Below are 23,378 nucleotides of genomic sequence, written 5' to 3' on the forward strand. Positions count from 1 at the left end.
GAAGCGGGCTCCTCAGCGGTCCAGACCCGCGAAGCGCTCGATGTCGCCGTTGGTGCCCGAGACGATGATGAGGTCGTGGTTGGTGACCACGGTGTCCGCCTCCGCGTAGCGGAACGGCTTGCCCGGGCTCTTCACGCCGACGACCGTCACGTTGTACTTGGTCCGCACGCCGGACTGGTTCAGGCCGACGCCGCGGATGAACTTCGGCGGGTACATCTTCGCGAGCACGAAGTCGTCGTCGAAGCGGATGAAGTCCAGCATCCGGCCGCTGACGAGGTGCGCGACGCGCTCGCCGGCCTCGCGCTCGGGGTAGATGACGTGGTTCGCGCCGACGCGGGCGAGGATCTTGCCGTGCGACTGCGAGACCGCCTTCGCCCAGATCTGCGGGACCTTCAGATCCACGAGGTTGGCGGTGATGAGCACGGACGCCTCGATCGAGGAGCCGACGGCGACGACGGCGACCTGGAAGTCCTCGGCGCCGATCTGCTTGAGCGCGTCGATGTTGCGCGCATCGGCCTGGACGGTGTGTGTGACCCGGTCGGACCACTTCTGCACGAGCTCGAGATTGTCGTCGATCGCGAGGACTTCTCGATCGAGCCGATCCAGCTCTCCGGCGCACGCGGCGCCGAAGCGACCGAGTCCGATCACGAGCACGGGGGCGTCGCCCCGGAGGACTTCAACCAACGATCGGCCTTTCCACGGGCAGTGAGTAGTACTGCGTTCGCGATGTCGCGGCGACCGCCGCGGCGAGAGTCACTGTACCAACGCGCCCCATGAAGATGGTGACGGCCATGACGTAGGAGCCGGCATCCGGCAGCTCGGCGGTGAGGCCGGAGGAGAGCCCGACCGTCGCGAAGGCGGAGATCACGTCGAAGAGCACGTGGCTGATGTCGGCCTTGGTGATCTGGGCGATGATGATGGTCGACAGTGCGACGATGGTCGCGCCCCATGCCACGACGGAGAGGGCGACGCGCTGGACATCGCTCGGGATGCGGCGGCCGAAGGCCTCGACCGACTGCCGGCCCTTCGCCTCGGACCACACGGCGATCGCGAGCACGGCCAGGGTGGTCACCTTGATGCCGCCCGCGGTCGACGCCGAGCCGCCGCCGACGAACATGAGCATGCTCGCGGCGAGCAGGGAGGAGCCGTTGAGGTCGGCCATGTCGATGACGTTGAAGCCGCCGGAGCGCGTCATCGCAGAGAGGAAGAGCGACTGGAAGGTCGTGTCCCAGGCGTCCATCGATCCGAAGGTCTTCGGGTTGTCGTACTCCAGGATGACGAAGACGACCGCGCCCACGAAGAACAGCAGCACGGTCGTGACCAGCGTGAGCTTGGTGTGCAGCGACCACTTCTTCACGTGCCACACGTGCTTGGCGAGCGTGTAGATCACCGGGAAGCCGATGCTGCCGAGGAAGACGCCGACCATGAGCAGCGAGAGCACCAGGTAGTCGTCGGCGAACACCGCCACGCCGCCGTCGTTGGGGGCGAAACCGGTGTTGGTGAAGGCCATCGCGGAGAAGTACGGGGCCTCCCACAGGGCGGCGAACGGGTCCACCCCCGCCATCACGAGCGCGGGGTACAGGAGCACGGCGATCGCCGCCTCGATGATGAGGGCCGAGACGGCGACGGTGGTGAGGAGCTGCCCGACCTCGCCCAGTCGCACGGTCTGCGACTCGTTGACCACGCCGCCGTGCGCGCGCAGCGGGTTCGTGTCGCCGGCGGCGAGGAGCTTGGCGCGCAGACCGAGGCGCTTGGAGATGAGCATGCCCATCAGCGACGCGAGGGTCAGCACGCCGAGCGCGCCGATGTTCACGCCGAGGAAGATGAGGACGTGCCCGAACGGCGACCAGTGGTTGGCCATGTCGACCGTGGCGAGGCCGGTGACGCAGATCGTGGAGACCGCGGTGAAGAGGGCATCGGCGAGCGGGGTGATCTCTCCGGAAGCCGAGGAGATCGGCAGGGAGAGCAGCGCCGTGAACACGAGGACCAGCGAGGCGAAGACGACGATCGCGAAGCGGGAGGGCGAAGAGGTGATCAGATGCCTGCCGGACTGGTACGCCCCGCGCAGGCGACCGCGCGGATTCGACGCCGACACGATGCCCGACATCGCCACCCCTCCAGATCCCGGCTCCGACGTCGACGCACCTGCATCGACGAGCCTTCGTCATGGTACTCCGCGCGCGGGGCGACTACCCTGAACTCATGACCGACATCTTCGACGTGATCGCAGACGGCACGAGGCGCGACATCCTCCAGCTCCTGCTGCGACGGGCCGGCGACGGGGATGCCGGCACGAGCGTCACCCAGATCGTCAGCGAGCTGGGGATCAGCCAGCCGACGGTGTCCAAGCACCTCAAGGTGCTGCGCGAGGCCGACCTCGTGACGGTCCGCGAAGACGGCCAGCGCCGGTTCTACAGCCTCGCGGTCGAGCCGCTCGAGGTCGTGGACGACTGGCTGGTGCCGTTCCTCGTCGACGCGTTCGGGGATGAGGCGCCCGACGTCGACCTCGTCGCGCTCCCGGACGGCGCCGCACATGCGGCGGAGGCCGTCGGACGTGCTGCGGCCTCGGCGAAGCACGTCGTCGCGACGGCGCTGAAGAGGCTCGGAGCCTGACGCCTCCGGTCGGACCCTGCGGAGCAGGGGCGCCCGAGCGGTGCCTGCTCGTCTGTTCGCCCGTCGCCGCGTCTGCGGTGCCGTCCGGCGGCGTGCCGTCACGGGGTGGACGCGGAGCGTAACCGGAGAACATCTCCTGCAACAGTGTCCCGCGGCGACGCGACGCGGCTCATCATCGAGAGCAGCCCGCTCGCCTTCCGAGCGCGCTCTACGCTCCAGGAGAGAACCCATGCCTCGTCAGATCCGCCTCAATCTCAATCTCCAGACCGCGGGGCGGCACGATGCGGCCTGGAAGACCCTCGAGGACACCGATCGTCTCGTCACGGATGTCGACTACTACGTGAACGCGGCGAGGATCGCGGAGGCCGGCAGGCTCGACGGCATCTTCCTCGCCGACTCGCTCGGCTCACTCGGGGAGAACTCGACGCGCAGGCCGTGGCGGGGGCTCGATCCCACCGTGCTGCAGACCGCGATCGCACGGGACACGGAGCGCATCGGGCTCATCTCGACCGTGCCGGCGCTGTACGGGCACCCGTTCCTCGTCGCCCGCGCGATCTCGAGCCTCGACCACGCGAGCAAGGGGCGCGCGGCCTGGAATGTGATCACGAGCCAGAACGAGCCGACTCTCGATGCGCTCGGGGTGACGGGACAGCTCGACCCCGAGACCCGCTATCGCAAGGCGGAGGAGTTCGTCGAGATCGTGACCGGACTGTGGGACTCGCTCCCGCATGACGCGATCGTGAACGACAGGGAGCGCGACCTGTACATCGACGAGACGAAGACCCGGCCGATCGCGTTCCGGGGCGAGCACTTCTCCTCGACCGGCGTGCTGCCGCTGCCCGGTGCGTACCGGGGGCAGCGTCCCGTGCTCTTCCAGGCCGGCGCCTCCGAGCACAGTCATCGTTTCGGCGCGAAGTGGGCGGACGCCCTGTTCACCGGTCAGCGCACCAAGGAGCCCGCGCAGCGCTTCAGCGGTGCGGTGAGATCGCTGGCCTCCTCGTACGGGCGCGACCCCGAGAAGCTCGTCGTCCTGCCGGGACTCTGGGTGATCGTCGGCGCCTCCGAGTCCGAGGCGCGCCAGCGCAAGGAGGCGCTCGATGCCCTTCTGGACATCGAGTATCTGCTGAGCGAGCTCGCCGAGCGCATCGACGTGCCCGAATCCGCTCTGGTCCTCGACGCCCCCCTGCCGTACGAGCGTCTGGCCGAGGGGACGACGACGACCGTGGTGCGGCGGCACCGCGAGCAGATCGTCGCGGAGGCGAAGGACAAGGACCTGACTGTTCGTCAGGTGCTGTTCAACAACCTCAGCGGCGGGCACCGGGTGCTCATCGGCACGCCGGAGCGGATCGCCGACGACATCGTCGATTGGGTGGACGACGGCGCCTCCGACGGATTCAACATCAACGTCGACACGCTGCCGGATGGACTGCAGCGCTTCATCGAGGGTCCCGTCGCGGAGCTGCAGCGACGCGGGAGGTTCCGCACCGAGTACGAGTTCTCGACCTTCCGCCAGAATCTCGGCGTCGCCTAGGGATGGGATGCCGCGGGCCGGGCGGGCGGCTCCGCGGCATCCCGGTCTCCGCGGCATCCCGGACTCAGCGCCGCCCCGACTTCCGCGGGAACAGCCAGGCGCCCCAGGCGACGGCGATCGCGAGGATCGCCAGGCACCATCCCACGGCCCACCAGGGTTCCGCCTGCAGCGGCGTCCCCATCAGGAGTCCGCGGATCGTCTCGACGATGGGCGTGATCGGCTGGTGCTGGGCGATCGGCTGCAGCCATGCCGGCATGCTCGCCACCGGGACGAAGGCGCTCGACAGGTACGGCAGGAACAGCAGGACGAACCCGTAGCCGTTCGCGCCCTCGGGGGAGCCGGCCGCCAGGCCGATCGCCGCGAACAGGTACGTGATCGCCAGGATGTAGAGCGCGATGAGTCCTCCCATCGCGACCCATTCGCCGACGCCGGCGGTCGGACGGAAGCCGACCAGCACGCCGACGCCGATGACGATTCCCGTCGCGACGAGATTGCGCAGCAGGCTCGCGACGACGTGTCCGGTGAGGACGGCGCCGGCGCGCAGGGGCATGGTGCGGAACCGGTCGATGATGCCGGTGCGCATGTCGTTCGCGACGTACACCGCGGTCGAGGCGGCGCCGAAGCCCGCACAGGTGAGGATGATGCCGGGGACGACGTAGTCGACGTACGCTCCGGAGGGATCGATCGCGCCTCCGAACACCCAGGTGAACATGAGCATGAGCATGACGGGCAGCAGGATCGCCATGAGGAGGGATTCGCCGTCGCGCAGCGAATGGCGCAGGCTCCGTCCGACGAAGACGGCCTCGGCGGACGCGCCGCGGAGCCGGGGACGCAGCGCCGGCGCGTCGAAGGAGGGGGAGAGCGCGGTGGTCATGCGAGTTCCTTCTGTCGTGGCGTCTCGGCGCCGTCGGACGAGGTGAGGGTGAGGAAGACGTCGTCGAGGGAGGGGCGCCGCAGCGAGACCTCGCCCTCTGTGCCCTGCGCGTCGAGCAGGTCGAGCGCGCGTCGGAGATCGGCGACGGTTCCGTCCGTCGGGATGCGGTGACGCAGCTCCCCGTTGGCGTCATGCACTTCGACGGTGTCGCCGCCGATGCGGCTCTTCAGCTCCGCCGCGGTCCCGATCGCGGCGATGCGGCCGTCGTGCAGCACGGCGATGCGATCGGCGAGCTGGTCGGCCTCCTCGAGGTACTGCGTGGTCAGGAAGACGGTCGTGCCGGCATCCGCCAGCGACCGGATGATGTCCCAGAGCTCGCGCCGGCTCCGGGTGTCCAGCCCCGTCGTCGGCTCGTCGAGGAAGAGGACCTCCGGAGTGATCACGAAGCTCAGAGCGAGATCGAGCCGACGCCGCATGCCCCCGGAGTACGTCCGGACCAGTCGTGATGCGGCATCCGCCAGGCCGAAGCGCGTGATGAGCTCGGCGGCGCGTCTTCTGGCCGCAGTGCGTCCGAGGCCGGAGAGGCGGGCGAACATCACCACGTTCTCGGTGCCGGAGAGCGCGTCGTCGACGGCTGCGGACTGTCCCGTGAGGCTGATCCGCTGCCGCACGGCGACCGCGTCGTCGCGCACATCGATGCCGCCGATGGAGATCTCGCCGGCGTCGGCGCGCACGAGGGCGGTGAGGATGCTGATCGTCGTCGTCTTGCCGGCCCCGTTCGGCCCGAGCAGGGCGAACACCTCGCCGCGTTCGACGGTCAGATCGATGTCCTCGATGACGGTGCGGGCGCCGAATCCCTTGCGGAGCCCGCGTATCTCGATGGCCTTCGTCATGGCCTCTCCTTTCTGCGTACAGAATAAACTGTGTATATGAAACGCAACTGTGTATGACCATAACACACTGTTTAGTCAATATACAGAAGTAGGATGGCGGGATGACCGAGATGGAACCGCCGGAGCTGCCCAGGGGCATCGCGCTCGCCTGGGGCGTGGCCGCCAACCCGCAGCGCGGGCCCAAGCGGGAGATGAGCGTCGAGAAGATCGTCGACGCCGCCGTCGAGCTTGCGGATGCCGAGGGGATCGGCGCCGTGTCGATGGCCGCCGTCGCGGCGAGGCTCGGCTTCACGCCGATGTCGCTGTATCGCTATGTCACGGCGAAGGACGACCTCCTGCTGCTCATGCAGGAGCAGGCGACCGGGCTGCCGCCCGAGGAGCATCGCGAGCAGGAGGGATGGCGCGCCAGGCTGCGCGCGCTCTTCGAGGCGCAGGTGCTCATCTATCTTCGGCATCCGTGGATCCTGTCCCTGCCGATCACCGGTTCTCCCATCACCCCGAACAGCTCGGCGTGGATCGAGGCGGGACTGGAGAGCCTCGACGGCACGCCGCTCACGCAGGCCGAGCGTCTCGCGGTCGCGCTCGCCGTCACCGGGAACGCGCGGTGGTACGGCATCGTGCTCGCCGGATACGCCGAGCAGTCCCGCAGCACGGGGCTCTCCGCCGAAGAGGTCTCGGAGAGGGAGGCGGCGCTGTTCGATCGTGTGATCGGCGCTGCGGAGTTCCCGTTCCTCCGCTCCGCGATCGACGCCGGCGTCTTCACGGCCGAGGACGACCCGTTCCGATTCGCCATGGAGCGCGTGCTCGACGGCGTCGAGGCGTACATCGCCGGGCTCGCGAGGGGTGAGGAGCATGCGGAGATCCTGGAATGGATCGCGATCGATCCCGCGGAGCTCGCCGGAGACAAGAAGTACCGAGAGGCGCAGAAGGCCGTCCGCGAGGCGGAGAAGGCGCTGCGCGCAGCGCGCAAGGCGGAGCGCCAGGTGCTTCGCGACGCCCGGGAACGACTGTCACGGGGATAGCGGAATCACAGGCGTCTCAGAGACAACATCCTTCACGCGGGTTTACATGCGTGACATCTTCCCCCTAGAGTATGCTTCAGCAGAAAGGGGTACAGGGGATGCCCGAAGTTCCAGACGTCCGGTTCCTGACGGTCGCAGAGGTCGCCGAGATCATGCGCGTGTCCAAGATGACCGTCTACCGGCTCGTGCACGCAGGGGAGCTGCCCGCCATCCGGTTCGGGCGCAGCTATCGCGTGCCCGAGTCCGCGGTCGCCGACGCCCTGCAGCGCCCCATCGCCGACGTCGGCTGACGAGGTCGATCCTCGCGATCGGAGCACGCCTCGCGGTTTGCTAGACTGATCCGAGGCATTTTTCCATGCTCGTACCCGGGTGTCCGGCTCCGTCCGACGCCCAGCCCCTGACTTAGTGAGGTTTCCGTGGGTTCTGTCATCAAGAAGCGCCGCAAGCGCATGGCGAAGAAGAAGCACCGCAAGCTGCTTCGCAAGACTCGCCACCAGCGCCGCAACAAGAAGTAAGCGGCAGCACACCGAGCGCCCCCGACGAGCTCTTCGAGCGGTCGAATGGGGGCGCTTCGTGTCTCACGAACACGAAGGGGAATCATGAAGTCGATCACCATCGAAGAACTCGCCGCGCGTTCGGCGACGCCGCTCATCGACGTCCGAGAGCGCGATGAGTTCGCCCGCGGGCACGTCCCGGGCGCGGTGAACGTCCCGATGTCGGAGATCGGAGAGCGGCTCGAGGAGCTTCCCGGGGAGGCCTTCGACGTCATCTGCCAGGCGGGCGGTCGATCGGCACGCGTCGTCGAGGCGCTCGAGGCGCGCGGCTACGACGCCACGAACGTCGAGGGCGGCACGGGCGAGTGGATCGCGCAGGGCCGCGAGGTCGAGGTCCCCTCGGAGTGACCACCCTCACGATCGTCGGGAAGCCCGACTGCCATCTGTGCGACGTCGCCCACGAGGTCGTCGATGCCGTCATCGCCGATCTTCCGGACGAGACCGCGGACCGGATCGAGATCGTCGAGGCGTCCATCCAGGACGACCCCGCGCTCTACGAGCTGTGGTGGGAGAAGATCCCCGTCCTGCTGATCGACGGCGAGCTGCATGCGCACTGGCGGGTCTCGCCCGACCGGCTGCGGGAGAGACTGGAGAGAGCATGACGCTGCGACACGTGGTCACCTGGAAGCTCGCGAGCGAGGATGCCGCAGAGCGCGCCGAGCAGGCGGCGGAGGTCGCCCGCCGGCTCAACGCTCTGGAGGGCGTCATCCCCGGCCTGCTCGCGATCTCCGCCGGGGCGAACGACCTCTATGCGGATGTGAACTGGGACGTGACGCTCGTCGCCGACTTCGCGGACGCCGCCGCCCTCGAGGCCTATCAGGTGCACCCGGCGCACGTCGAGGCGGCCGGGTACATCAAATCCGTGGTCGCGGGCCGCGTCGCGGTCGACTTCGAGGTCTGAGACTCGGTATCAGACAGGTCGAAACCCAACCGTAACGTTGGCGGCATCGTGAAGCCGTGTCGTCGGCGGCCCGACGTGTTTAGATGAATTCCTACCCGTCAGCGGGCCATGAGCCCTCGACATCTGGAGCGGTCATGTCTCGTCGTCCTCTCATCCTCGGTCTCGCCGTCGCGGCGACGGCCGCCCTCGCCCTCGCCGGCTGCGCCGGAGGCACCGACCCGGACTCCGAGCCCTCGTCCGGCGCCGACTACGGCCTCGTCGAGAACGGCGTGCTGACCGTCTGCTCCGACATCCCCTATGCGCCCTTCGAGTTCGAGGGCGGCGACAACGGCACGGGCTACACCGGTTTCGACATCGACCTGCTGAACGCCATCGCCGAGAAGCTCGACCTCACCCTCTCCGTGCAGGACGTCGGCTTCGACGCACTGCAGTCGGGCACGACGCTGGCCAACGGCACGTGCGACATCGGCGCCTCCGCGATGACCATCACCGAGGAGCGCAAGGCGAACATCGACTTCTCCGATCCGTACTACGACTCCCTCCAGTCGCTGCTCGTCCGCTCCGACTCGGGCATCTCCTCGATCGACGACCTCGACGGCAAGCTCGTCGGCGTGCAGCAGGGGACGACCGGCGAGGCCTACGCCAACGAGAACGCGGCGGGCGCGCAGATCCTGCAGTTCCCCTCTGACGGCGAGCTGTGGCCGGCGATCCAGGCCGGCACGATCGACGCGATCCTCCAGGACCAGCCGGTGAACCTCGAGCACGAGAAGGCCGACGACGCCTATGCGATCGTCGAGACCTACGACACGGAGGAGTCCTACGGCTTCGCCTTCGCGAAGGGCGAGAAGACCGAGCTCCTGGATGCTGTGAACACAGCACTGCAGGAGCTGCGCGACGGCGGCGAGTACCAGACCATCTACGACGAGTACTTCACGGCGAACTGATCCGCGAAGAGACGGTCGAGAGGGCCCCACGATGGCGTTGAGGCGCACGCAGAAGCAGAAGCTGTACCGCTACGCGGTGTACGCGGTGCTGCTCGCCCTCGCGATATGGGCGGTCGCGTCAGCGGACTGGGCGCGGTTGGGTCCGCTGTTCCTCAACCCGGGCGTGGCCCTGGAGATGCTCCCCGGCATCATCACGACGGGACTCGTGAACACCCTGTGGTTCACGGCCGTCGCATTCCTCGGCGGCCTGCTCCTCGGGATCGTGCTGGCCCTGATGAAGATGTCCGTGATCGGGCCGTTCCGCTGGATCGCGACGGTGTGGATCGAGCTGTTCCGCGGGCTGCCGGCGCTGCTCACGATCTTCGCCATCGCGAACATCCTGCCGATCGCCCTCGGCGTTCGCAATCAGGAGCTCGGCGGCCCTGTCGTGCTCGGTCTCATCGGCCTGATCCTGGTCGCCTCCGCCTATATGGCCGAGACGATCCGCGCCGGCCTTCAGGCCGTCCCCAAGGGGCAGACCGAGGCCTCCAGATCGCTGGGCATGTCTCCGATGAAGACCACCTTCTGGATCGTCATCCCGCAGGGCTTCCGCATCATCATCCCGCCGCTGACGAACGAGTTCGTGCTGCTGCTGAAGGACACCTCGCTGCTGTTCGTCGCCGGCTCCTTCATCTGGTCGAAGGAGCTGACGATGTTCGCGCGCGATGCGACGTCGCAGAACGCGAACGGGACGCCGCTGATCATGGCCGCTCTGCTGTACCTGGTCGTGACGATCCCCCTCACACGTCTGTCCGCGTGGCTCGAGCGACGATTGGCGAACCAGCGATGAGCACCGATCTGATCGACATCCACGCCCCGGCCATCGAGGTCAGGGGTCTTGTCAAGACCTACGGCGAGAACGAGGTGCTCAAGGGCATCGATCTCACGGTCACCCCTGGCGACGTGGTGTGCGTGATCGGGCCGTCCGGCTCGGGCAAGTCGACGCTGCTGCGCTCGGTGAACCTGCTGGAGGAGCCGACCGGCGGGACGATCCTCATCGAGGGGATCGACATCACCGACCCCGACGTCGACATCGACCGGGTGCGCACCCGGATCGGCATGGTGTTCCAGAGCTTCAACCTGTTCCCGCACCTCAGCGTGCTGGGCAACCTGACGCTCGCGCAGCGCAGGGTGCTGAAGCGGTCGAAGGCGGATGCCGAGACGATCGCGCGCGAGATGCTCGGCCGCGTCGGACTCGCCGAGAAGGTCGACGCCTATCCAGGCCATCTCTCCGGAGGGCAGCAGCAGCGCGTCGCGATCGCGCGGGCGCTGTGCATGAACCCGGACATGATGCTCTTCGACGAGCCGACCTCGGCCCTCGATCCCGAGCTCGTCGGCGAGGTGCTGCAGGTGATGCGCACTCTCGCGGACGAGGGGATGACGATGCTCGTCGTCACGCACGAGATGGGGTTCGCCCGCGAGGTCGGGTCGCGCCTGATCTTCATGGACGGCGGGCACATCCTCGAGCAGGGGGATCCGCGCGAGGTTCTCGCGCGTCCGCAGCATCCGCGCACGCAGGACTTCCTGTCCCGCGTGCTCTGACCTCGTCAGCGCCGCTGCGCGCGTCGAACCATGAAGGCGACCGCCTCGTTCCTGTGATCGGATGCACTCGTATGCCGGGGTGCTGAGCGGGCCAGACGCGCAGGACCTCGTCCACGAAGCCCTGCCCGACGTCGTCGACCCCCGCGAAGTCGATGTCGATGTCGTCGAACCCGGTCATATCGGCCATCACCCTTCGCCCCTCGGAGCGCGACGCGAAGGAGAGCCCTGTTCCGGACAGCTTGACGGTGGGCCGGCTGCGCGAGAACCGCATGTCGTCGTCGGTGAACTCCTCGGAGACGGATCGCAGCGTGCGCGCGGGGGCGGGGCGGAACGAGGTCGCCCTCCACGACGGCGCCGGTGCGCACCGGCGAGACTCCCAGCGCCGAGTCGTGCCGCTCGTTGTCGACCGTCGGACGAAGGCCTCTGTCAGGGAGAATCGTCCCCGTGGGGAGGTTCGTCGAACGGAAGAACCTGCCGCGCCTCCGGGCTTCTGCGCGGGAGGGCACCCGCGCGAGCCCGGAGGCGCGGCTGAGACCGGACGGGATGACCCGCAGCGGTCGGAACGAGAGGTCAGCCCTCGACTTCGACGACCTCGGCGTCAGCGGCGTTGCGACGGATCGAGTCGATGCCGTTCAGGGCGCCGGCCTTGGAGGAGTATCCCTCGCTCGCGAGCGCGATGATCTCGCCGTTGCCGGCCTTCAGACGGAACCGGTATTCGCCGGACTTGTCGGTGTACAGCTCGAACTTGCCTGCCATGAGGCGTCCTTTCTCGGGTTGCGCGAGGGATGAGAAGACGCCCCTCGCTGACACGTTATCGCCGTGCTCCGCCTGGAGGGAAGAGCGCTCAGGCCTTTGTCCGCACGGCCACCGGCACGCTCTCGATCGCGAGGTGCACGCGGTCTCCGTAAGCGGGGTGGAAACGGGCGTCGTGCTGGATGCGCACCACGTCCCCGGCATCCGTCTTCACCAGCGTGCGGCGGATGCTGCCCAGGAACGTGCTCTCCTCCACGGTGCCCGCGACGGCGGCATCCGCCTCGGAGGCGAACCGCAGGTTCTCCGGGCGCAGGTGCACCTCGACCTCCCCGGCGGCGGGGGTGTTGGTCGGCAGCGGCACGCCCCAGACCGTGACCGTGTCGCCGCTCGCGACGCCCGTCACGATGCTCGACAGGCCGACGAAGGCGGCCACGTGCGCGGTGGCGGGGCGCAGGTACAGCTCCTCGGGGGTGTCGATCTGGTCGATGCGCCCCGCGTTCATCACCGCGATCCGGTCGGAGACCGCGAGAGCCTCCTCCTGATCGTGCGTGACGAACACGGTGGTGATGCCCAGCCGCAGCTGGATGCGGCGGATCTCGTCGCGCAGCTGCACGCGGACCTTCGCATCCAGGGCGGAGAGGGGCTCGTCGAGCAGCAGCACGCGGGGCTCGGTGACAAGGGCGCGCGCGAGGGCCACGCGCTGCTGCTGGCCCCCGGAGAGCTGGTGGGGATAGCGGTCGGCGAAGCCGTCGAGGCCGACGAGCGCGAGAGCGTCCTTGGCGCGCTTCGCCGCCTCGGCCTTGCCGGCGCCGCGGCGGCGAAGGCCGAACGCGGTGTTCTCCGCGATCCGCAGGTGGGGGAACAGCGAGTACGACTGGAAGACCATGCCGATGTCGCGCTTGTTGGTCGGAACCCGGGAGACGTCCTGGCCGCCGAGGAGCACGGTGCCCCCGTCGGCGTTCTCCAGGCCGGCGAGCACCCGCAGCGCCGTCGTCTTGCCGCATCCGGACGGCCCGAGCAGCGAGATGAACTCGCCGGGAGCGATGTCGAGGTCGACGCCGTGCAGGACGCGGTTCGTGCCGTAGTCCTTCACGATGCCCTGGAACTGGACGCGGGTGCCCTCGCCGGCCCCGGCGAGGAGGACGTTGTCCGCGGTGGCGGGGAGCGCTTGATGCAGGGTCATGAGCGGGCCTTTCCGGTGCCGCGGGCGACGCGGCCGATGATGAGCAGCAGCAGGAAGCAGAACAGCAGGGCGAGCAGGGTGAAGATCGCGGGCAGGTATCCGTCCTGCTTCTGCACGACGACCATGGCGGTCTGGAACACCTGGCGGTTCAGCAGCGAGGCGATCGTGAACTCGCCGAGCACGACGGCGACCGAGATGAGGGAGGCGGCGAGAAGCCCCTGGCGCAGGTTCGGCGCCAGCACCTTCAGCACGACCGTCGTCCAGTTCGCCCCGAGCGAGCGGGCGGCCTCGGCGAGCGTCCGCATGTCGACGGCGTCGATGGACGCCTGGATCGACCGGTAGGCGAACGGCAGGACCGTGATGCCGTAGGCGAAGGCGAGCGTCCAGGCTCCGGTGCCGAGCGAGCGCCCGATCTGGAGGTAGATCGGGGCGAGGCCGACGACGAGCACGATCGCTGGAATGGAGATCGGCAGCAGCACGGCGAACTCGAACACCGGCCGGAGCTTGGCGAAGCGCAGGTTCACCAGGATCATCGTGGGCGCGAGCAGGAGGAGCACGATCGCCACCGTGATGACCGCGAGGATGAGCGAGTTCCCCAGTCCCGTCCAGATCGGCTTGAGGGTGGCGGCCATCGCCGGGTCGGCGAGGCTCGCCCAGCGGGCGAGGGAGAAGGATCCGTCCTGCATCCTGACCGTGTACAGGAACGTGGCGAGCAGCGGCAGCGCGAAGAAGGCGCCGACGAGGATGCCGATGATCCACCGCGTCGCGCGGGAGGGGGCGAGCGGGTTCATGCCTGCCACCTCGCCGCCCTGCGCTGGATGAGCGAGTACACGGCCATGACGACTCCGACGACGATGATCATGCCCAGCGCGAGGGCGCCCGCGAGGTTCTCGCGCCCGAGCACGGTCTCGCTGGTGAGAGCGGCGCGGATCTGCAGCGGCACGATCTGCGACCCCTGACTGGCGAGGGCGGCCGCGGTGGCGTAGGAGGAGAACGCGTTCGCGAACAGCAGCAGGAGGCTGGCGAGGAACGACGGCGCGAGCACCGGGATGCCGATGCGCAGCCAGAAGCTCGCGCGGGTGCCGCCGAGGGTGAGGTTCGCCTCCGACCACTGCGGCTTGAGGGCGGCCAGCGCGGGCATGAAGGTGATCACCATGAGCGGGATCTGGAAGTAGATGTAGGGCAGGATGAGCCCTGGCAGCTCGTAGAGCCACGTGCCGTTCGCGTAGATGTCGATGCCGAACGCATCTTGGAGGAACACCTTCAGAACGCCCTGGATGCCGATCGTGGCGATGAACACGAACGCGAGCATGACGCCGCCGAACTGCGCGAGCACGCCGGCGGCGGCATCCACCGTCTGACGCACCGCTCCCTCGGGATTCATGCCGAGCAGGGCGTAGCAGACCAGGGCGCCGGCGACGGCGCCGACGACCGCGGTGAGCAGCGAGACCCCGGCCGAGTTGGCGAAGGTGTTGAGGATGACGGGATCGCCGAGCGCGGCCACGTTCGTCCAGGTGAAGGCGCCGTTCTCGGTGAAGAAGCCCGAGCCGATGGACAGGACGGTCGGCACGGCGAGGAACAGCAGCACATAGGCGGAGAAGGGGACGAGTCCGAGCCACGCCCAGGAGGGCGCGGACCGCCGGGCCCGCGCGTGCGGCGCAGACCCGGCGGAGGGGGCGGACGCCACGGCATCCGCCCCCGGTGCGGTGAGGACGGTCACTGGACCGCCGCTGCCCACTTCTCGCCGAGCAGGGCGCCCGCGTCCGTCGACTGCTCCTCGGTCGGCACGACGGTGTCGGCCGGCGCTTCGGGGAGCGCGGCGGCGAGGTCGGCGTCGATCGTGCCGGCCTCGGTCATGGCCTCCATGCGCGCCGGTCGTGCGCCGCCCTTCAGCCACAGGTTCTGCACCTCGTCGCTGTAGAGGAACTCCTGCCACAGGCGCGCGGCGGCCGGGTGCGGGGCGTCGACGTTGATGGCCTGGTTGTAATAGGCGGCGTAGCCGGTGCCGTCGAGGACGACGACCTTCCAGTCCTCGTTGTCCGCCACGTGCGTGGCGTTCAGGTAGTCCCAGTCGAAGACGACCGGGGTCTCGCCGCTCGCGATCGTCGCCGTGGTGACGTCGACCTTGAGGAGGTTCCCGGCCTGCTGCAGCTCGCTGAAGAAGTCGATGCCGGGCTGGAAGTCGTCGAGCGTCCCGCCGGACTGGACCGTGGCGAGACCCACGGCGGCGAAGGCGGCGCCCGCCTGGGTCGGGTCCCCGTTGATCGCGACGGCGCCCTTGTAGTCCGCACCGAGCAGGTCGTCCAGCTCCGCGGGCGCGGGGTGCTTCGCGGAGTCGTAGCCGATCGACATGTACCCGCCGTAGTCCCCGACGAACAGGCCGGTGGGCTCCTTCAGCGCGTCGGGGATGTCGTCCCAGGTCTGGACCTGGTACGGCGCGAACTGGTCCGTGCTCTGGAGGGCGACGGCGAGGCCGATATCGAACACGTCCGGGGCGGTGTCCAGGCCGGCGTTGGTCTCCGCGGCCGTGATCTCCTCGGCGCTCGAGACGTCGGGGGAGGCCTCGTTGATCGTGATCTCCGGGTACCGCTCGGCGAAGAGATCGAGGATCTCGCCGTAGTTCGCCCAGTCCCTGGGGAGGGCGATGACGTTCAGCTGGCCCTCGGCGACCGCCGCCGCCTCGAGGTCCTCGAGAGTGCCGAAGTCCTCGAGCGAGGTCGCCGTCGCGGCATCCGAGTCGCCGGCGCCGGCAGCGTCGTCGCCCGCGGCGCACGAGGTGAGGGAGAGCGCCGCGATGCCGGCGAGAGCGATGCCGGCGACGAGACGCGCACGACGGGGGAAGGTTGCCATGGAGGTTCCTCTCGATGTCCGGCGCTGTGGTGCCGGGGTCGGGTTGCGAGAGGAACCTATTCCCGTCCGGTGAAGTCCAGGAGGGGCGGAGGTGAACAGCAGGTATCCGGGGAATGGCCCGCCGGCCGGAACGCAGAGAACCCCGCCCGGATCTCGCGATTCGGACGGGGTTCGGGCTGCGGGGGCTTCAGGCCTCGGCGTCCTCCGCGACGAAGTCCACGCCGGCCTCGGCGCGCTGGGCGGCCGTGATGGGAGCGGGAGCGGAGGTCAGCGGGTCGAAGCCGTTGCCCGTCTTCGGGAACGCGATGACCTCGCGGATCGAGTCGGTCTTGGTGAGGTGCTGGAGCACGCGGTCCATGCCGAGCGCGATCCCGCCGTGCGGCGGGGCGCCGAACTTGAAGGCGTCCAGCAGGAACCCGAACTGCTCCTGCGCCACCTCCTCCGAGAGGCCCATGACCTCGAAGACGCGCTTCTGGACGTCCTCGCGGTGGATGCGGATCGAGCCGCCGCCGAGCTCGGTGCCGTTGCACACGATGTCGTAGGCGTAGGCGAGCGCCGAGGCGGGGTCGGTGTCGAAGGTGTCCTCGAACTCGGGCTTCGGCCCGGTGAAGGCGTGGTGCACGGCCGTCCACGCGCCCGCGCCGACGGCGACGTCGCCGGACGCCACGGCATCCGCCGCCGGCTCGAACATCGGGGCGTCGACGACCCAGGTGAAGGCGAAGACATCGGGGTCGAGGAGGCCGAGGCGACGACCGATCTCCACGCGCGCGGCGCCGAGCAGGGCCCGGCTGTCCTTGGCGGAACCCGCGGCGAAGAACGCGCAGTCGCCGGCCTGGGCGCCCACGAGCTGCATGAGGCCCGCCTGCTCGGACTCGGACAGGTTCTTGGCCACAGGGCCGCCGAGCGTGCCGTCCTCGTTGAAGAGGACGTAGGCGAGGCCGCGGGCGCCGCGCTGCTTGGCCCACTCCTGCCAGGCGTCCAGCACCTTGCGGGGCTGCGATGCGCCTCCCGGCATGAGGACCGCGCCGACGTACTCCGACTGGAACACCCGGAACGGGGTCTCGGCGAAGTAGTCCGTCGCCTCGACGAGCTCGAGGCCGAAGCGCAGGTCGGGCTTGTCCGAGCCGTACTTCGCCATCGCGTCGGCGTAGGTGATGCGGGGAATCGGCGTCTGCACGTCGACGTCGATCGTCTTCCACATCGCCGTGACGACATCCTCCATCATCTCGATGACGTCCTCCTGATCCACGAAGCTCATCTCGATGTCGAGCTGGGTGAACTCCGGCTGGCGGTCGGCGCGGAAGTCCTCGTCGCGGTAGCAGCGGGCGATCTGGAAGTACTTCTCCACGCCGCCCACCATGAGCAGCTGCTTGAACAGCTGCGGCGACTGCGGCAGGGCGTACCAGCTGCCGGGATGCAGGCGGGCGGGCACGACGAAGTCGCGGGCGCCCTCCGGCGTGGAGCGGGTGAGCGTCGGGGTCTCGACCTCCACGAACTCGCGCTCGTACAGGACGTCGCGCACGGCCTTGTACACCTGCGAGCGCAGCCGGAGCGCCGATGCCGAGGAGGGGCGGCGCAGGTCGAGGTAGCGATGCCTGAAGCGCACGTCCTCGCCGATCGGGTCGGCGCCCTCCAAGCCCGTCGAGACGGGGAACGGCAGGGGGGCGGACTCGTTGAGCACCTCGACGTCGTGCGCGATGACCTCGATCTCGCCGGTGGGCAGGTTCGGGTTCTCGTTGCCTGCCGGGCGCGCCGAGACGGCGCCGGTGACCTTGAGCACGAACTCGCTGCGCAGCGGGCGGGCGACCTCCTCGTCGCGGATGACGACCTGGGCGATGCCCGAGGCATCCCGCAGATCGATGAACGCGACGCCTCCGTGATCACGACGACGATCGACCCAGCCCGTGAGGGTGACGGTCTGACCGATGTCCTCGGCTCGCAGGGAGCCGGTCGTGTGAGTGCGAAGCACGGAAGATTCCTCCAGTTCGGAAAAGGGAACCCAGCCATTCTACGGGGGCGCGCCGTGCGGTCCTCCCCGGTCCTCGCACGCTCGATAGACTCCCGCCCATGGACTCCAACCTGATCACGGAGCAGCTGTTCTCGACGAGCTCGGCGCTGCTCGGCATCGTCTTCTATCTCGTCTACGCGGTGACGATGTGGAAGGTGTTCGCCAAGGCCGGATACCCCGGCATCCTCGCCCTCATCCCCATCGTGAACTGGATCTTCCTCGTCAAGATCGCCGGCATGTCCGGCTGGTTGGCGCTGCTGTACCTCATCCCGATCGTCGGATGGGTCTTCGGCATCGTCGTCGCCGTCAAGGAGGGGGAGAACTTCGGCAAGGGGGCGGGATTCTCCTTCTTCCTGCTGTGGCTGTTCCCCTTCATCGGGCACCTCATCATCGGCTTCGGCTCGGCGCAGTACCGGCGGGTCTGACGCGTGGCCGATCGTCGCCTGCACCTGGTCCGTCACGGCGAGGTCCACAATCCGCAGCACGTCCTCTACGGCCGCCTGCCGAACTACCGCCTGAGCGAGGCGGGCCGCGCGATGACGCGCGCCGCCGCCGAGTACGTCGCGGGACTGGAGCGGCCGGTCTCGGAGCTGCGCTGCTCTCCTCTGCAGCGCACGCAGGAGTCCGCAGAGCCGTTCGCCGAGCTCTTCGATCTTCCCGCTGTGCTCGAGGAGCGGATCATCGAGCCGGCGAACGTGTTCGAGGGCACGCGGATGCGGCGCGCGCTGATGAATCCGATGAACTGGCGGCACCTGAGGCGTCCGTCCGTCCCCAGCTGGGGGGAGCCGTACGTCTCGATCGCGGCGCGGATGCAGGACGCGATGGACGACGCCTGGCACTCGGCGCCGGTCTCCGACGGCGAGGGCGACATCGTGTTCGTCTCCCACCAGGCGCCGATCTGGATCACCCATCTCGCCGTCGCCGGCCTTCCGCTCCGCCACGACCCCCGCACCCGCCGCTGCGCGCTCTCCAGCGTGACGAGCTTCGAGCGGGTGGGGGATGTCTGGCGCGAGGTCGACTACGCGGAGCCGGCCGCGTCCGGGGTCGATCTCGGCGCCGTCTGAATCGGCCGCGCCGTCGCCCGGGCGAGTCTCGTCTGGCCGCGTCGTGCGCGAGAGGTGCCTCCTGCGGCCGCATCGCGTCGATGGAGGTGGCGCGTGTGGTCGCGTCGGCCACGCGGAAGCGGCCATACGAGACACCCGAGCCGGTGAACACGTGACCACGGCGGGCACCGGGTGCTGAGGCGGGCGACGGATCCGCTCGGATGCTGGCAGAACCATCAGAGACCCCATAGAATCCGCCCCGTAAGCTGGTGACGTGCCCCATGTCCCGCTCGCCCCGATCCGCGGCGGCCGTCTCCTCCGCACCGGCCGATCCCGTCGTGCGGCCGCGGCAGCGCTCGCCGCGCTGGCCGTCCTGGTCCTCACCGCCTGCTCTCCGGACCCCGTCTCCGAGTCGTACCTGAACGGCGAGGACAAGGGGTACATCGGAGCCGACGGCTTCACCGTCGTGGAGGTCGCGCCGGCCGACCGCGGTGATCCCGTGGTCTACGGGGGAGTCACCGAGGACGGCGAGCGGTTCGAGAGCGACGACATCACCGGGGACGTCGCGGTGATCAACTTCTGGTACGCGGGCTGCGCCCCGTGCCGTGTCGAGGCGCCGGAGCTGGAGTCCGTCTGGCAGGAGTTCCAGGATCAGGGGGTCTCCTTCGTCGGCGTCAACACCTACGACGAGGCGGACACCGCCAAGGCCTTCGCCGAGACCTACGGCGTCACCTATCCGAGCCTCATGGACGTCGCCACCGGAGAGGCCAAGCTCGCCTTCGCCGAGGCGACGCCGATCCGGGCGACGCCGACCACGCTCGTGCTGGACAAGCAGGGCCGGGTCGCCGCGCGCATCATCGGCCAGCTGGAGAGCGCGTCGATCCTCTCCACGCTCGTGAAGGACGCGCTCGCGGAGAGCGCGTGAACGCCCAGGAGATCATCGGCGCCGGCAGCCTCTGGCTCGCCGTCCCCGTCGCGCTGCTCGCCGGCCTGGTGTCCTTCCTCTCGCCCTGCGTCCTCCCGCTCGTCCCCGGCTACCTCGGATTCCTGGGCGCGGCGGTCTCGCCGCGGGGCACGGCTCCGGATCGGATCGCGGCGGCAGCCGGACGCGGGCGCCTCGTCCTCGGCGTGATGCTGTTCATCCTGGGGTTCACCGTCGTGTTCGTCGTCTTCACGGTCCTCGGCGGCGCGGCCGGCGTCTTCCTGCTGCGCTGGGGCGACCTGATCTCCCGCATCCTCGGCGTCGTCATCATCCTGATGGGGCTCGTGTTCCTCGGGCTCTTCGGCTTCGCGCAGCGCGAGCTGCGCTTCCACGTCGACGCGAAGGCCGGCGTCATCGGCGCGCCGCTGCTGGGCATCGCGCTCGGGATCGGCTGGGCTCCGTGTCTCGGCCCGACCCTGACCGCGATCACCGCTCTCGCCGTGAACGTCGGCGATCCGGTCCGCGCCGGACTCCTCGGGGTGGCGTACTCCCTCGGACTCGGCATCCCCTTCCTGCTCGCGGCCCTCGGCTTCGGCTGGGCGTCCAGGGCGATCGGGTTTCTCCGCCGCCACATCCGCATCGTGAACATCATCGGCGGCAGCCTGCTCGTGCTCCTCGGCATCCTCATGGCGACCGGGGTGTGGACCGTCATCATGTCCCGGCTACAGGCGGTGATGGGCGCTGTCCAACTCCCGCTCTGATCCGAGGAAGAAGGAAGCCGTGAGCTCCGCAGATCCGCTGCGCCCGTCGGACCACATCGACGGCGACGCCGAGGGCGTCAACCAGCCCAGGCTCGGCGTCGTCGGCTGGCTGCGCTGGGGCTGGCGTCAGCTGACCTCCATGCGCACCGCGCTCGTGCTGCTGCTCTTCCTCGCGGTCGCCGCGATCCCCGGCTCGGTCTTCCCGCAGCGGATGGCGGACCCCAACGGCGTCACGCAGTGGGAGCAGAACAACCCCGACCTGTTCCCGGTCCTCGATTCGCTGAGCCTGTTCGACGTGTACCTGTCGCCGTGGTTCTCGGCGATCTATCTGCTGCTGTTCACCTCGCTCGTCGGCTGTGTCATCCCGCGTATCAGACATCACGCGAAAGCGCTGCGCACCCGGCCGCCACGGACGCCGGCGCGCCTGCAGCGCCTCGCCGATCACGTCGAGGTCGAGCGGGAGGCCGAGGACGTCGTCGCCGAGGCCGCGAGGGCGGCAGACGTCGCGCAGAAGCAGCTGAAGGCGCTCGAATATCGCGTGGAGCGCTACGACCAGCGCGGGGTGCTCTCGGTCTCCGCGGAGCGCGGCTACTGGCGCGAGACCGGCAACCTCCTGTTCCATCTGGCTCTGGTCGGCGTCCTGATCACGGTCGGCGTCGGCGGCGGGTTCGCGTACACGGGGCAGAAGGTCGTCGTCGAGGGGGAGACCTTCGTCAACTCCCTCGTCGACTACAACTCGATGAATCGCGGCCGCTTCGTCGGCGATGACGCCCTGGCGCCGTACGCCATGACGCTGGACTCCTTCGACGTGACCTATCAGGAGTACGGCTCGGTCGCCTCCGGCCAGGCCGGCGACTTCTCCGCGAACGTCTCGGTGCGCGACAGCGACGGCTCGACCTGGGACGGCGCCGTGCGCGTCAACGAACCGCTGAGCGTCTCCGGCGACGGCGTCTTCCTGCTCGGCAACGGCTATGCGCCGACGATCACCGTCCGCAACGCCGAGGGCACGGTCGTGTTCCGCGACTCGGTCGAGTTCCTGCCGCAGGACAACAACATGACCTCGCTGGGCGTCGTCAAGGTGACGGACGGGATGCCGGAGCAGCTCGGCATGCTCGGCTTCTTCTATCCCACCGCCGTGAAGCTGGACAACGGGGCGCTGGCCTCCGCGTATGGAGATCTCGTTCTGCCCGTGCTGACGCTGCGCGTCTATGAGGGCGATCTCGGCATCGACGCCGGCACGCCGCGCTCCGTCTACGTGCTGGACACCACCGACCTCACGGAGATCGCAGGCCCGGACTCCGATGCCGATTCGCTCCAGATGATGCCCGGCGAGACCGTCGACCTGCCGAACGGGCTGGGCACCGTGACCTTCGAGGACGAGTCCCCGGAGGGGACGGAGGAGGGCGACTTCAGCCAGTCCGTCAAGCGGTTCGCCTCGCTCCAGATCCATCACGACGAATCGGCGGTGTGGGTGCTGGTGTTCGCGCTGCTGGCTCTCGCGGGGCTGGGGCTCGCCCTCTTCGTCCCGCGTCGGCGCATGTGGGTCAAGGCGACGGCGAAGGACGGCTCCCTGCACCTCGAGTACGCGGGTCTCGCCCGTGGCGAGGATCCGACGCTCGCCGCGGCCGTCGCCGATCTCGCCGAGGGGCACACCCGCCTCCTCGACGCATCCCCCCGAAAGTAGACTGGAACCATGGACGCGCTCAACGACTACTCGGTGCTGTTCCTCTGGACCGCGATCGCCATCTACGCGGCCGCGTTCATCGCCTACGCGTTCGACCTCGCGCAGCGCTCCGAGGCGACCGCGGATGCCCGTCTCGAGCGTGAGCTCGTCGTCGCCGGCGGCTCGTCCGCTCCGCGGTCCGCGGCGTCGGGCGCGGACGCCCCTGCTTCGGAAGCGCCGAAGAAGAAGCTCGTGATGGCGCGCATCGGCACCTCGCTGACCGTGCTCGCCTTCCTGCTCCACGTGGCGGCCGTCGTGCTGCGCGGCATCGCCGCCGAGCGCGTGCCGTGGGCGAACCTCTACGAGTTCGCGATGACGGGCACGGCGCTCATCGTCCTGGTGTTCCTCGCGGTGCTGTCCCGTATCGACCTGCGCTTCCTCGGGACCTTCATCATCGGTCTCGTCGTCGTGCTCCTCGGCCTGGCGTCGACGAGCTTCTACGTCGAGGTCACGCCGCTGATGGATCCGTTGAAGAGCGTGTGGCTCGTGATCCACGTCTTCGTCGCGTCGCTCGCCACGGCGTTCCTCGCACTGGCCTGCGCCCTGTCCGTGCTGCAGCTCCTGCAGGCGCGGCGGGAGCGGAAGATCCTGGAGGAGGCGGAGAAGGCCGGCCCGAGGTTCCTCGGCGCGCTCCCGACAGCCGAGCGACTGGAGGGGCTCGCGTACCGCTTCGCGATCGTCGGGTTCATCTTCTGGACCTTCACCCTCATCGCGGGGGCCATCTGGGCGCAGTCCGCCTGGAGCCGGTACTGGGGCTTCGACGTCAAGGAGACCTGGACCTTCATCATCTGGGTGCTCTACGCCGGGTACATCCACGCTCGCGCGACGCGCGGCTGGCGCGGCAACCCCTCGGCGTGGCTGTCGATCGTCGGCTTCGCGGCCGTGATCTTCAACTTCACGATCGTGAACGTCTTCTTCAAGGGCCTGCACGCTTACTCCGGCCTGAGCTGAGCCGTCTTTCGCCGAGCGGGTGCGCGGGCGGATGGCGTTTCCTCGTCCGTTGAGTGAGCCCGCACCCCGTCGGCTTCCCCTCATCCGCCGAGTGGGGTTTCGCGGGATCCCCGTTCGTCGGTCGAGGTTTCGCGGGGTCGGCTTTTTCTCCTCGCTCGTCGGTCAAGTCCCTGCGGGGCGGCTTCCTTCCTCCTCCGTTCGTCGGTCGAGGTTTCGCGGGGTCGGCTTTCCCTCTCGCCCGTCGGTCGAGTCCCTGCGGGGCGGCTTCCTT

At 69.0% G+C, this 23,378-nt stretch carries 28 protein-coding genes; 17 read left to right on the forward strand and 11 right to left on the reverse strand.

Annotated features, from left to right (window positions below):
- Window positions 1-12 precede the first annotated feature (12 nt).
- Both ACYVGQ_RS12180 and ACYVGQ_RS12185 read right to left on the reverse strand, forming a co-directional pair.
- Window positions 13-684, reverse strand: a complete 672-nt coding sequence (locus ACYVGQ_RS12180; protein ID WP_460784910.1) for a potassium channel family protein — start codon at window positions 682-684, stop codon at window positions 13-15.
- Complete coding sequence (locus ACYVGQ_RS12185; protein WP_460784911.1) at window positions 677-2,107, reverse strand: TrkH family potassium uptake protein; 1,431 nt, start codon at window positions 2,105-2,107, stop codon at window positions 677-679. The genes ACYVGQ_RS12180 and ACYVGQ_RS12185 overlap by 8 nt, the downstream gene beginning before the upstream one ends.
- Before the next feature lie 95 nt (window positions 2,108-2,202).
- Here ACYVGQ_RS12185 and ACYVGQ_RS12190 point away from each other — a divergent pair, with 95 nt between their 5' ends.
- Together ACYVGQ_RS12190 and ACYVGQ_RS12195 are read left to right on the forward strand one after the other, a co-directional pair.
- Window positions 2,203-2,613 carry an ArsR/SmtB family transcription factor gene (locus tag ACYVGQ_RS12190; protein WP_460784912.1) on the forward strand — a complete coding sequence of 137 codons (411 nt, stop codon included), beginning with the start codon at window positions 2,203-2,205 and terminating at the stop codon, window positions 2,611-2,613.
- 229 nt (window positions 2,614-2,842) lie between these two features.
- Entirely contained in the window at window positions 2,843-4,144 is a 1,302-nt protein-coding gene (locus tag ACYVGQ_RS12195) for an NtaA/DmoA family FMN-dependent monooxygenase (RefSeq protein ID WP_460784913.1), read from the forward strand.
- Window positions 4,145-4,208: 64 nt separating this feature from the next.
- Here the strand turns inward: ACYVGQ_RS12195 and ACYVGQ_RS12200 are convergent, their stop codons facing one another.
- Together ACYVGQ_RS12200 and ACYVGQ_RS12205 are read right to left on the reverse strand one after the other, a co-directional pair.
- Window positions 4,209-5,018, reverse strand: coding sequence for an ABC transporter permease (locus tag ACYVGQ_RS12200; protein ID WP_460784914.1), 810 nt, complete (start codon window positions 5,016-5,018; stop codon window positions 4,209-4,211).
- Window positions 5,015-5,911, reverse strand: coding sequence for an ABC transporter ATP-binding protein (locus ACYVGQ_RS12205; RefSeq protein WP_460784915.1), 897 nt, complete (start codon window positions 5,909-5,911; stop codon window positions 5,015-5,017). Before ACYVGQ_RS12205 ends, ACYVGQ_RS12200 begins: the two co-directional genes overlap by 4 nt.
- 101 nt (window positions 5,912-6,012) lie before the next feature.
- Here ACYVGQ_RS12205 and ACYVGQ_RS12210 point away from each other — a divergent pair, with 101 nt between their 5' ends.
- The 9 genes from ACYVGQ_RS12210 (at window position 6,013) to ACYVGQ_RS12250 (ending at window position 10,913) form a co-directional block, all read left to right on the forward strand.
- Window positions 6,013-6,933 carry a TetR/AcrR family transcriptional regulator gene (locus tag ACYVGQ_RS12210; RefSeq protein ID WP_460784916.1) on the forward strand — a complete coding sequence of 307 codons (921 nt, stop codon included), beginning with the start codon at window positions 6,013-6,015 and terminating at the stop codon, window positions 6,931-6,933.
- 98 nt (window positions 6,934-7,031) lie between these two features.
- A complete protein-coding gene (locus ACYVGQ_RS12215) occupies window positions 7,032-7,223 on the forward strand; it encodes a helix-turn-helix domain-containing protein (RefSeq protein WP_309104883.1) in 192 nt (63 codons plus the stop codon).
- A gap of 126 nt (window positions 7,224-7,349) precedes the next feature.
- Window positions 7,350-7,448 carry a 30S ribosomal protein bS22 gene (locus ACYVGQ_RS12220; RefSeq protein ID WP_003792170.1) on the forward strand — a complete coding sequence of 33 codons (99 nt, stop codon included), beginning with the start codon at window positions 7,350-7,352 and terminating at the stop codon, window positions 7,446-7,448.
- An 84-nt stretch (window positions 7,449-7,532) separates the two neighbouring features.
- Window positions 7,533-7,835: a rhodanese-like domain-containing protein gene (locus ACYVGQ_RS12225; RefSeq protein ID WP_460784917.1), complete on the forward strand. Its 303-nt coding sequence runs from the start codon at window positions 7,533-7,535 to the stop codon at window positions 7,833-7,835.
- Complete coding sequence (locus ACYVGQ_RS12230; RefSeq protein WP_460784918.1) at window positions 7,832-8,089, forward strand: glutaredoxin family protein; 258 nt, start codon at window positions 7,832-7,834, stop codon at window positions 8,087-8,089. Before ACYVGQ_RS12225 ends, ACYVGQ_RS12230 begins: the two co-directional genes overlap by 4 nt.
- Entirely contained in the window at window positions 8,086-8,388 is a 303-nt protein-coding gene (locus tag ACYVGQ_RS12235) for a Dabb family protein (protein ID WP_460784919.1), read from the forward strand. Before ACYVGQ_RS12230 ends, ACYVGQ_RS12235 begins: the two co-directional genes overlap by 4 nt.
- A 134-nt stretch (window positions 8,389-8,522) precedes the next feature.
- Window positions 8,523-9,332: a basic amino acid ABC transporter substrate-binding protein gene (locus tag ACYVGQ_RS12240; protein ID WP_460784920.1), complete on the forward strand. Its 810-nt coding sequence runs from the start codon at window positions 8,523-8,525 to the stop codon at window positions 9,330-9,332.
- Between the two features lie 31 nt (window positions 9,333-9,363).
- Window positions 9,364-10,161, forward strand: a complete 798-nt coding sequence (locus tag ACYVGQ_RS12245) for an amino acid ABC transporter permease (protein WP_460784921.1) — start codon at window positions 9,364-9,366, stop codon at window positions 10,159-10,161.
- Complete coding sequence (locus ACYVGQ_RS12250) at window positions 10,158-10,913, forward strand: amino acid ABC transporter ATP-binding protein (RefSeq protein ID WP_460784922.1); 756 nt, start codon at window positions 10,158-10,160, stop codon at window positions 10,911-10,913. Before ACYVGQ_RS12245 ends, ACYVGQ_RS12250 begins: the two co-directional genes overlap by 4 nt.
- On the opposite strand, the gene ACYVGQ_RS12255 is transcribed toward ACYVGQ_RS12250, so the two are convergent.
- From ACYVGQ_RS12255 to aspS, 7 genes are all read right to left on the reverse strand, one after another.
- On the reverse strand, window positions 10,813-11,184 hold the full coding sequence (locus ACYVGQ_RS12255; RefSeq protein ID WP_460784923.1) for an STAS-like domain-containing protein: 372 nt from the start codon (window positions 11,182-11,184) through the stop codon (window positions 10,813-10,815). The two genes, ACYVGQ_RS12250 and ACYVGQ_RS12255, sit on opposite strands and share 101 nt — an antisense overlap.
- A gap of 299 nt (window positions 11,185-11,483) precedes the next feature.
- The gene (locus ACYVGQ_RS12260; protein ID WP_460784924.1) at window positions 11,484-11,669 is read right to left on the reverse strand and encodes a YegP family protein; all 186 of its coding nucleotides are present in this window, start codon (window positions 11,667-11,669) and stop codon (window positions 11,484-11,486) included.
- An 88-nt stretch (window positions 11,670-11,757) separates the two neighbouring features.
- Window positions 11,758-12,849, reverse strand: coding sequence for an ABC transporter ATP-binding protein (locus ACYVGQ_RS12265; protein WP_460784925.1), 1,092 nt, complete (start codon window positions 12,847-12,849; stop codon window positions 11,758-11,760).
- A complete protein-coding gene (locus ACYVGQ_RS12270) occupies window positions 12,846-13,640 on the reverse strand; it encodes an ABC transporter permease (RefSeq protein ID WP_460784926.1) in 795 nt (264 codons plus the stop codon). The genes ACYVGQ_RS12265 and ACYVGQ_RS12270 overlap by 4 nt, the downstream gene beginning before the upstream one ends.
- On the reverse strand, window positions 13,637-14,569 hold the full coding sequence (locus ACYVGQ_RS12275) for an ABC transporter permease (protein WP_460784927.1): 933 nt from the start codon (window positions 14,567-14,569) through the stop codon (window positions 13,637-13,639). Before ACYVGQ_RS12275 ends, ACYVGQ_RS12270 begins: the two co-directional genes overlap by 4 nt.
- A complete protein-coding gene (locus ACYVGQ_RS12280; RefSeq protein ID WP_460784928.1) occupies window positions 14,566-15,699 on the reverse strand; it encodes an ABC transporter substrate-binding protein in 1,134 nt (377 codons plus the stop codon). Before ACYVGQ_RS12280 ends, ACYVGQ_RS12275 begins: the two co-directional genes overlap by 4 nt.
- Before the next feature lie 187 nt (window positions 15,700-15,886).
- A complete protein-coding gene (gene aspS / locus ACYVGQ_RS12285; protein WP_460784929.1) occupies window positions 15,887-17,668 on the reverse strand; it encodes an aspartate--tRNA ligase in 1,782 nt (593 codons plus the stop codon).
- Window positions 17,669-17,766: 98 nt separating this feature from the next.
- On the opposite strand from aspS, the gene ACYVGQ_RS12290 reads away from it, so the two are divergent.
- The 6 genes from ACYVGQ_RS12290 to ccsB all read left to right on the forward strand — a co-directional run bounded on the left by ACYVGQ_RS12290 (window position 17,767) and on the right by ccsB (window position 23,107).
- The gene (locus ACYVGQ_RS12290) at window positions 17,767-18,132 is read left to right on the forward strand and encodes a DUF5684 domain-containing protein (RefSeq protein ID WP_460784930.1); all 366 of its coding nucleotides are present in this window, start codon (window positions 17,767-17,769) and stop codon (window positions 18,130-18,132) included.
- A 3-nt stretch (window positions 18,133-18,135) separates the two neighbouring features.
- Complete coding sequence (locus ACYVGQ_RS12295; RefSeq protein WP_460784931.1) at window positions 18,136-18,771, forward strand: histidine phosphatase family protein; 636 nt, start codon at window positions 18,136-18,138, stop codon at window positions 18,769-18,771.
- A gap of 253 nt (window positions 18,772-19,024) precedes the next feature.
- On the forward strand, window positions 19,025-19,675 hold the full coding sequence (locus ACYVGQ_RS12300) for a TlpA family protein disulfide reductase (RefSeq protein ID WP_460784932.1): 651 nt from the start codon (window positions 19,025-19,027) through the stop codon (window positions 19,673-19,675).
- Window positions 19,672-20,433, forward strand: a complete 762-nt coding sequence (locus ACYVGQ_RS12305; RefSeq protein WP_460784933.1) for a cytochrome c biogenesis CcdA family protein — start codon at window positions 19,672-19,674, stop codon at window positions 20,431-20,433. Before ACYVGQ_RS12300 ends, ACYVGQ_RS12305 begins: the two co-directional genes overlap by 4 nt.
- Entirely contained in the window at window positions 20,414-22,117 is a 1,704-nt protein-coding gene (gene resB, locus ACYVGQ_RS12310; RefSeq protein ID WP_460785454.1) for a cytochrome c biogenesis protein ResB, read from the forward strand. Before ACYVGQ_RS12305 ends, resB begins: the two co-directional genes overlap by 20 nt.
- Window positions 22,118-22,126: 9 nt before the next feature.
- On the forward strand, window positions 22,127-23,107 hold the full coding sequence (gene ccsB, locus ACYVGQ_RS12315; protein ID WP_460784934.1) for a c-type cytochrome biogenesis protein CcsB: 981 nt from the start codon (window positions 22,127-22,129) through the stop codon (window positions 23,105-23,107).
- The last annotated feature ends 271 nt before the right edge of the window (window positions 23,108-23,378 follow it).

This window comes from Microbacterium tumbae (assembly GCF_054780175.1).

Coding starts and splice junctions, on each gene's coding strand:
- ACYVGQ_RS12185 (WP_460784911.1), bottom strand. CDS start 2,107: ATGTCGGGCATCGTGTCGGCGTCGAATCCGCGCGGTCGCCTGCGCGGG.
- ACYVGQ_RS12280 (WP_460784928.1), bottom strand. CDS start 15,699: ATGGCAACCTTCCCCCGTCGTGCGCGTCTCGTCGCCGGCATCGCTCTC.
- ACYVGQ_RS12235 (WP_460784919.1), top strand. CDS start 8,086: ATGACGCTGCGACACGTGGTCACCTGGAAGCTCGCGAGCGAGGATGCC.
- ACYVGQ_RS12190 (WP_460784912.1), top strand. CDS start 2,203: ATGACCGACATCTTCGACGTGATCGCAGACGGCACGAGGCGCGACATC.
- ACYVGQ_RS12195 (WP_460784913.1), top strand. CDS start 2,843: ATGCCTCGTCAGATCCGCCTCAATCTCAATCTCCAGACCGCGGGGCGG.
- ACYVGQ_RS12265 (WP_460784925.1), bottom strand. CDS start 12,849: ATGACCCTGCATCAAGCGCTCCCCGCCACCGCGGACAACGTCCTCCTC.
- ccsB (WP_460784934.1), top strand. CDS start 22,127: ATGGACGCGCTCAACGACTACTCGGTGCTGTTCCTCTGGACCGCGATC.
- ACYVGQ_RS12210 (WP_460784916.1), top strand. CDS start 6,013: ATGACCGAGATGGAACCGCCGGAGCTGCCCAGGGGCATCGCGCTCGCC.
- ACYVGQ_RS12225 (WP_460784917.1), top strand. CDS start 7,533: ATGAAGTCGATCACCATCGAAGAACTCGCCGCGCGTTCGGCGACGCCG.
- ACYVGQ_RS12250 (WP_460784922.1), top strand. CDS start 10,158: ATGAGCACCGATCTGATCGACATCCACGCCCCGGCCATCGAGGTCAGG.
- ACYVGQ_RS12205 (WP_460784915.1), bottom strand. CDS start 5,911: ATGACGAAGGCCATCGAGATACGCGGGCTCCGCAAGGGATTCGGCGCC.
- ACYVGQ_RS12240 (WP_460784920.1), top strand. CDS start 8,523: ATGTCTCGTCGTCCTCTCATCCTCGGTCTCGCCGTCGCGGCGACGGCC.
- ACYVGQ_RS12245 (WP_460784921.1), top strand. CDS start 9,364: ATGGCGTTGAGGCGCACGCAGAAGCAGAAGCTGTACCGCTACGCGGTG.
- ACYVGQ_RS12200 (WP_460784914.1), bottom strand. CDS start 5,018: ATGACCACCGCGCTCTCCCCCTCCTTCGACGCGCCGGCGCTGCGTCCC.
- ACYVGQ_RS12215 (WP_309104883.1), top strand. CDS start 7,032: ATGCCCGAAGTTCCAGACGTCCGGTTCCTGACGGTCGCAGAGGTCGCC.
- ACYVGQ_RS12255 (WP_460784923.1), bottom strand. CDS start 11,184: ATGCGGTTCTCGCGCAGCCGGCCCACCGTCAAGCTGTCCGGAACAGGG.
- ACYVGQ_RS12290 (WP_460784930.1), top strand. CDS start 17,767: ATGGACTCCAACCTGATCACGGAGCAGCTGTTCTCGACGAGCTCGGCG.
- ACYVGQ_RS12270 (WP_460784926.1), bottom strand. CDS start 13,640: ATGAACCCGCTCGCCCCCTCCCGCGCGACGCGGTGGATCATCGGCATC.
- ACYVGQ_RS12260 (WP_460784924.1), bottom strand. CDS start 11,669: ATGGCAGGCAAGTTCGAGCTGTACACCGACAAGTCCGGCGAATACCGG.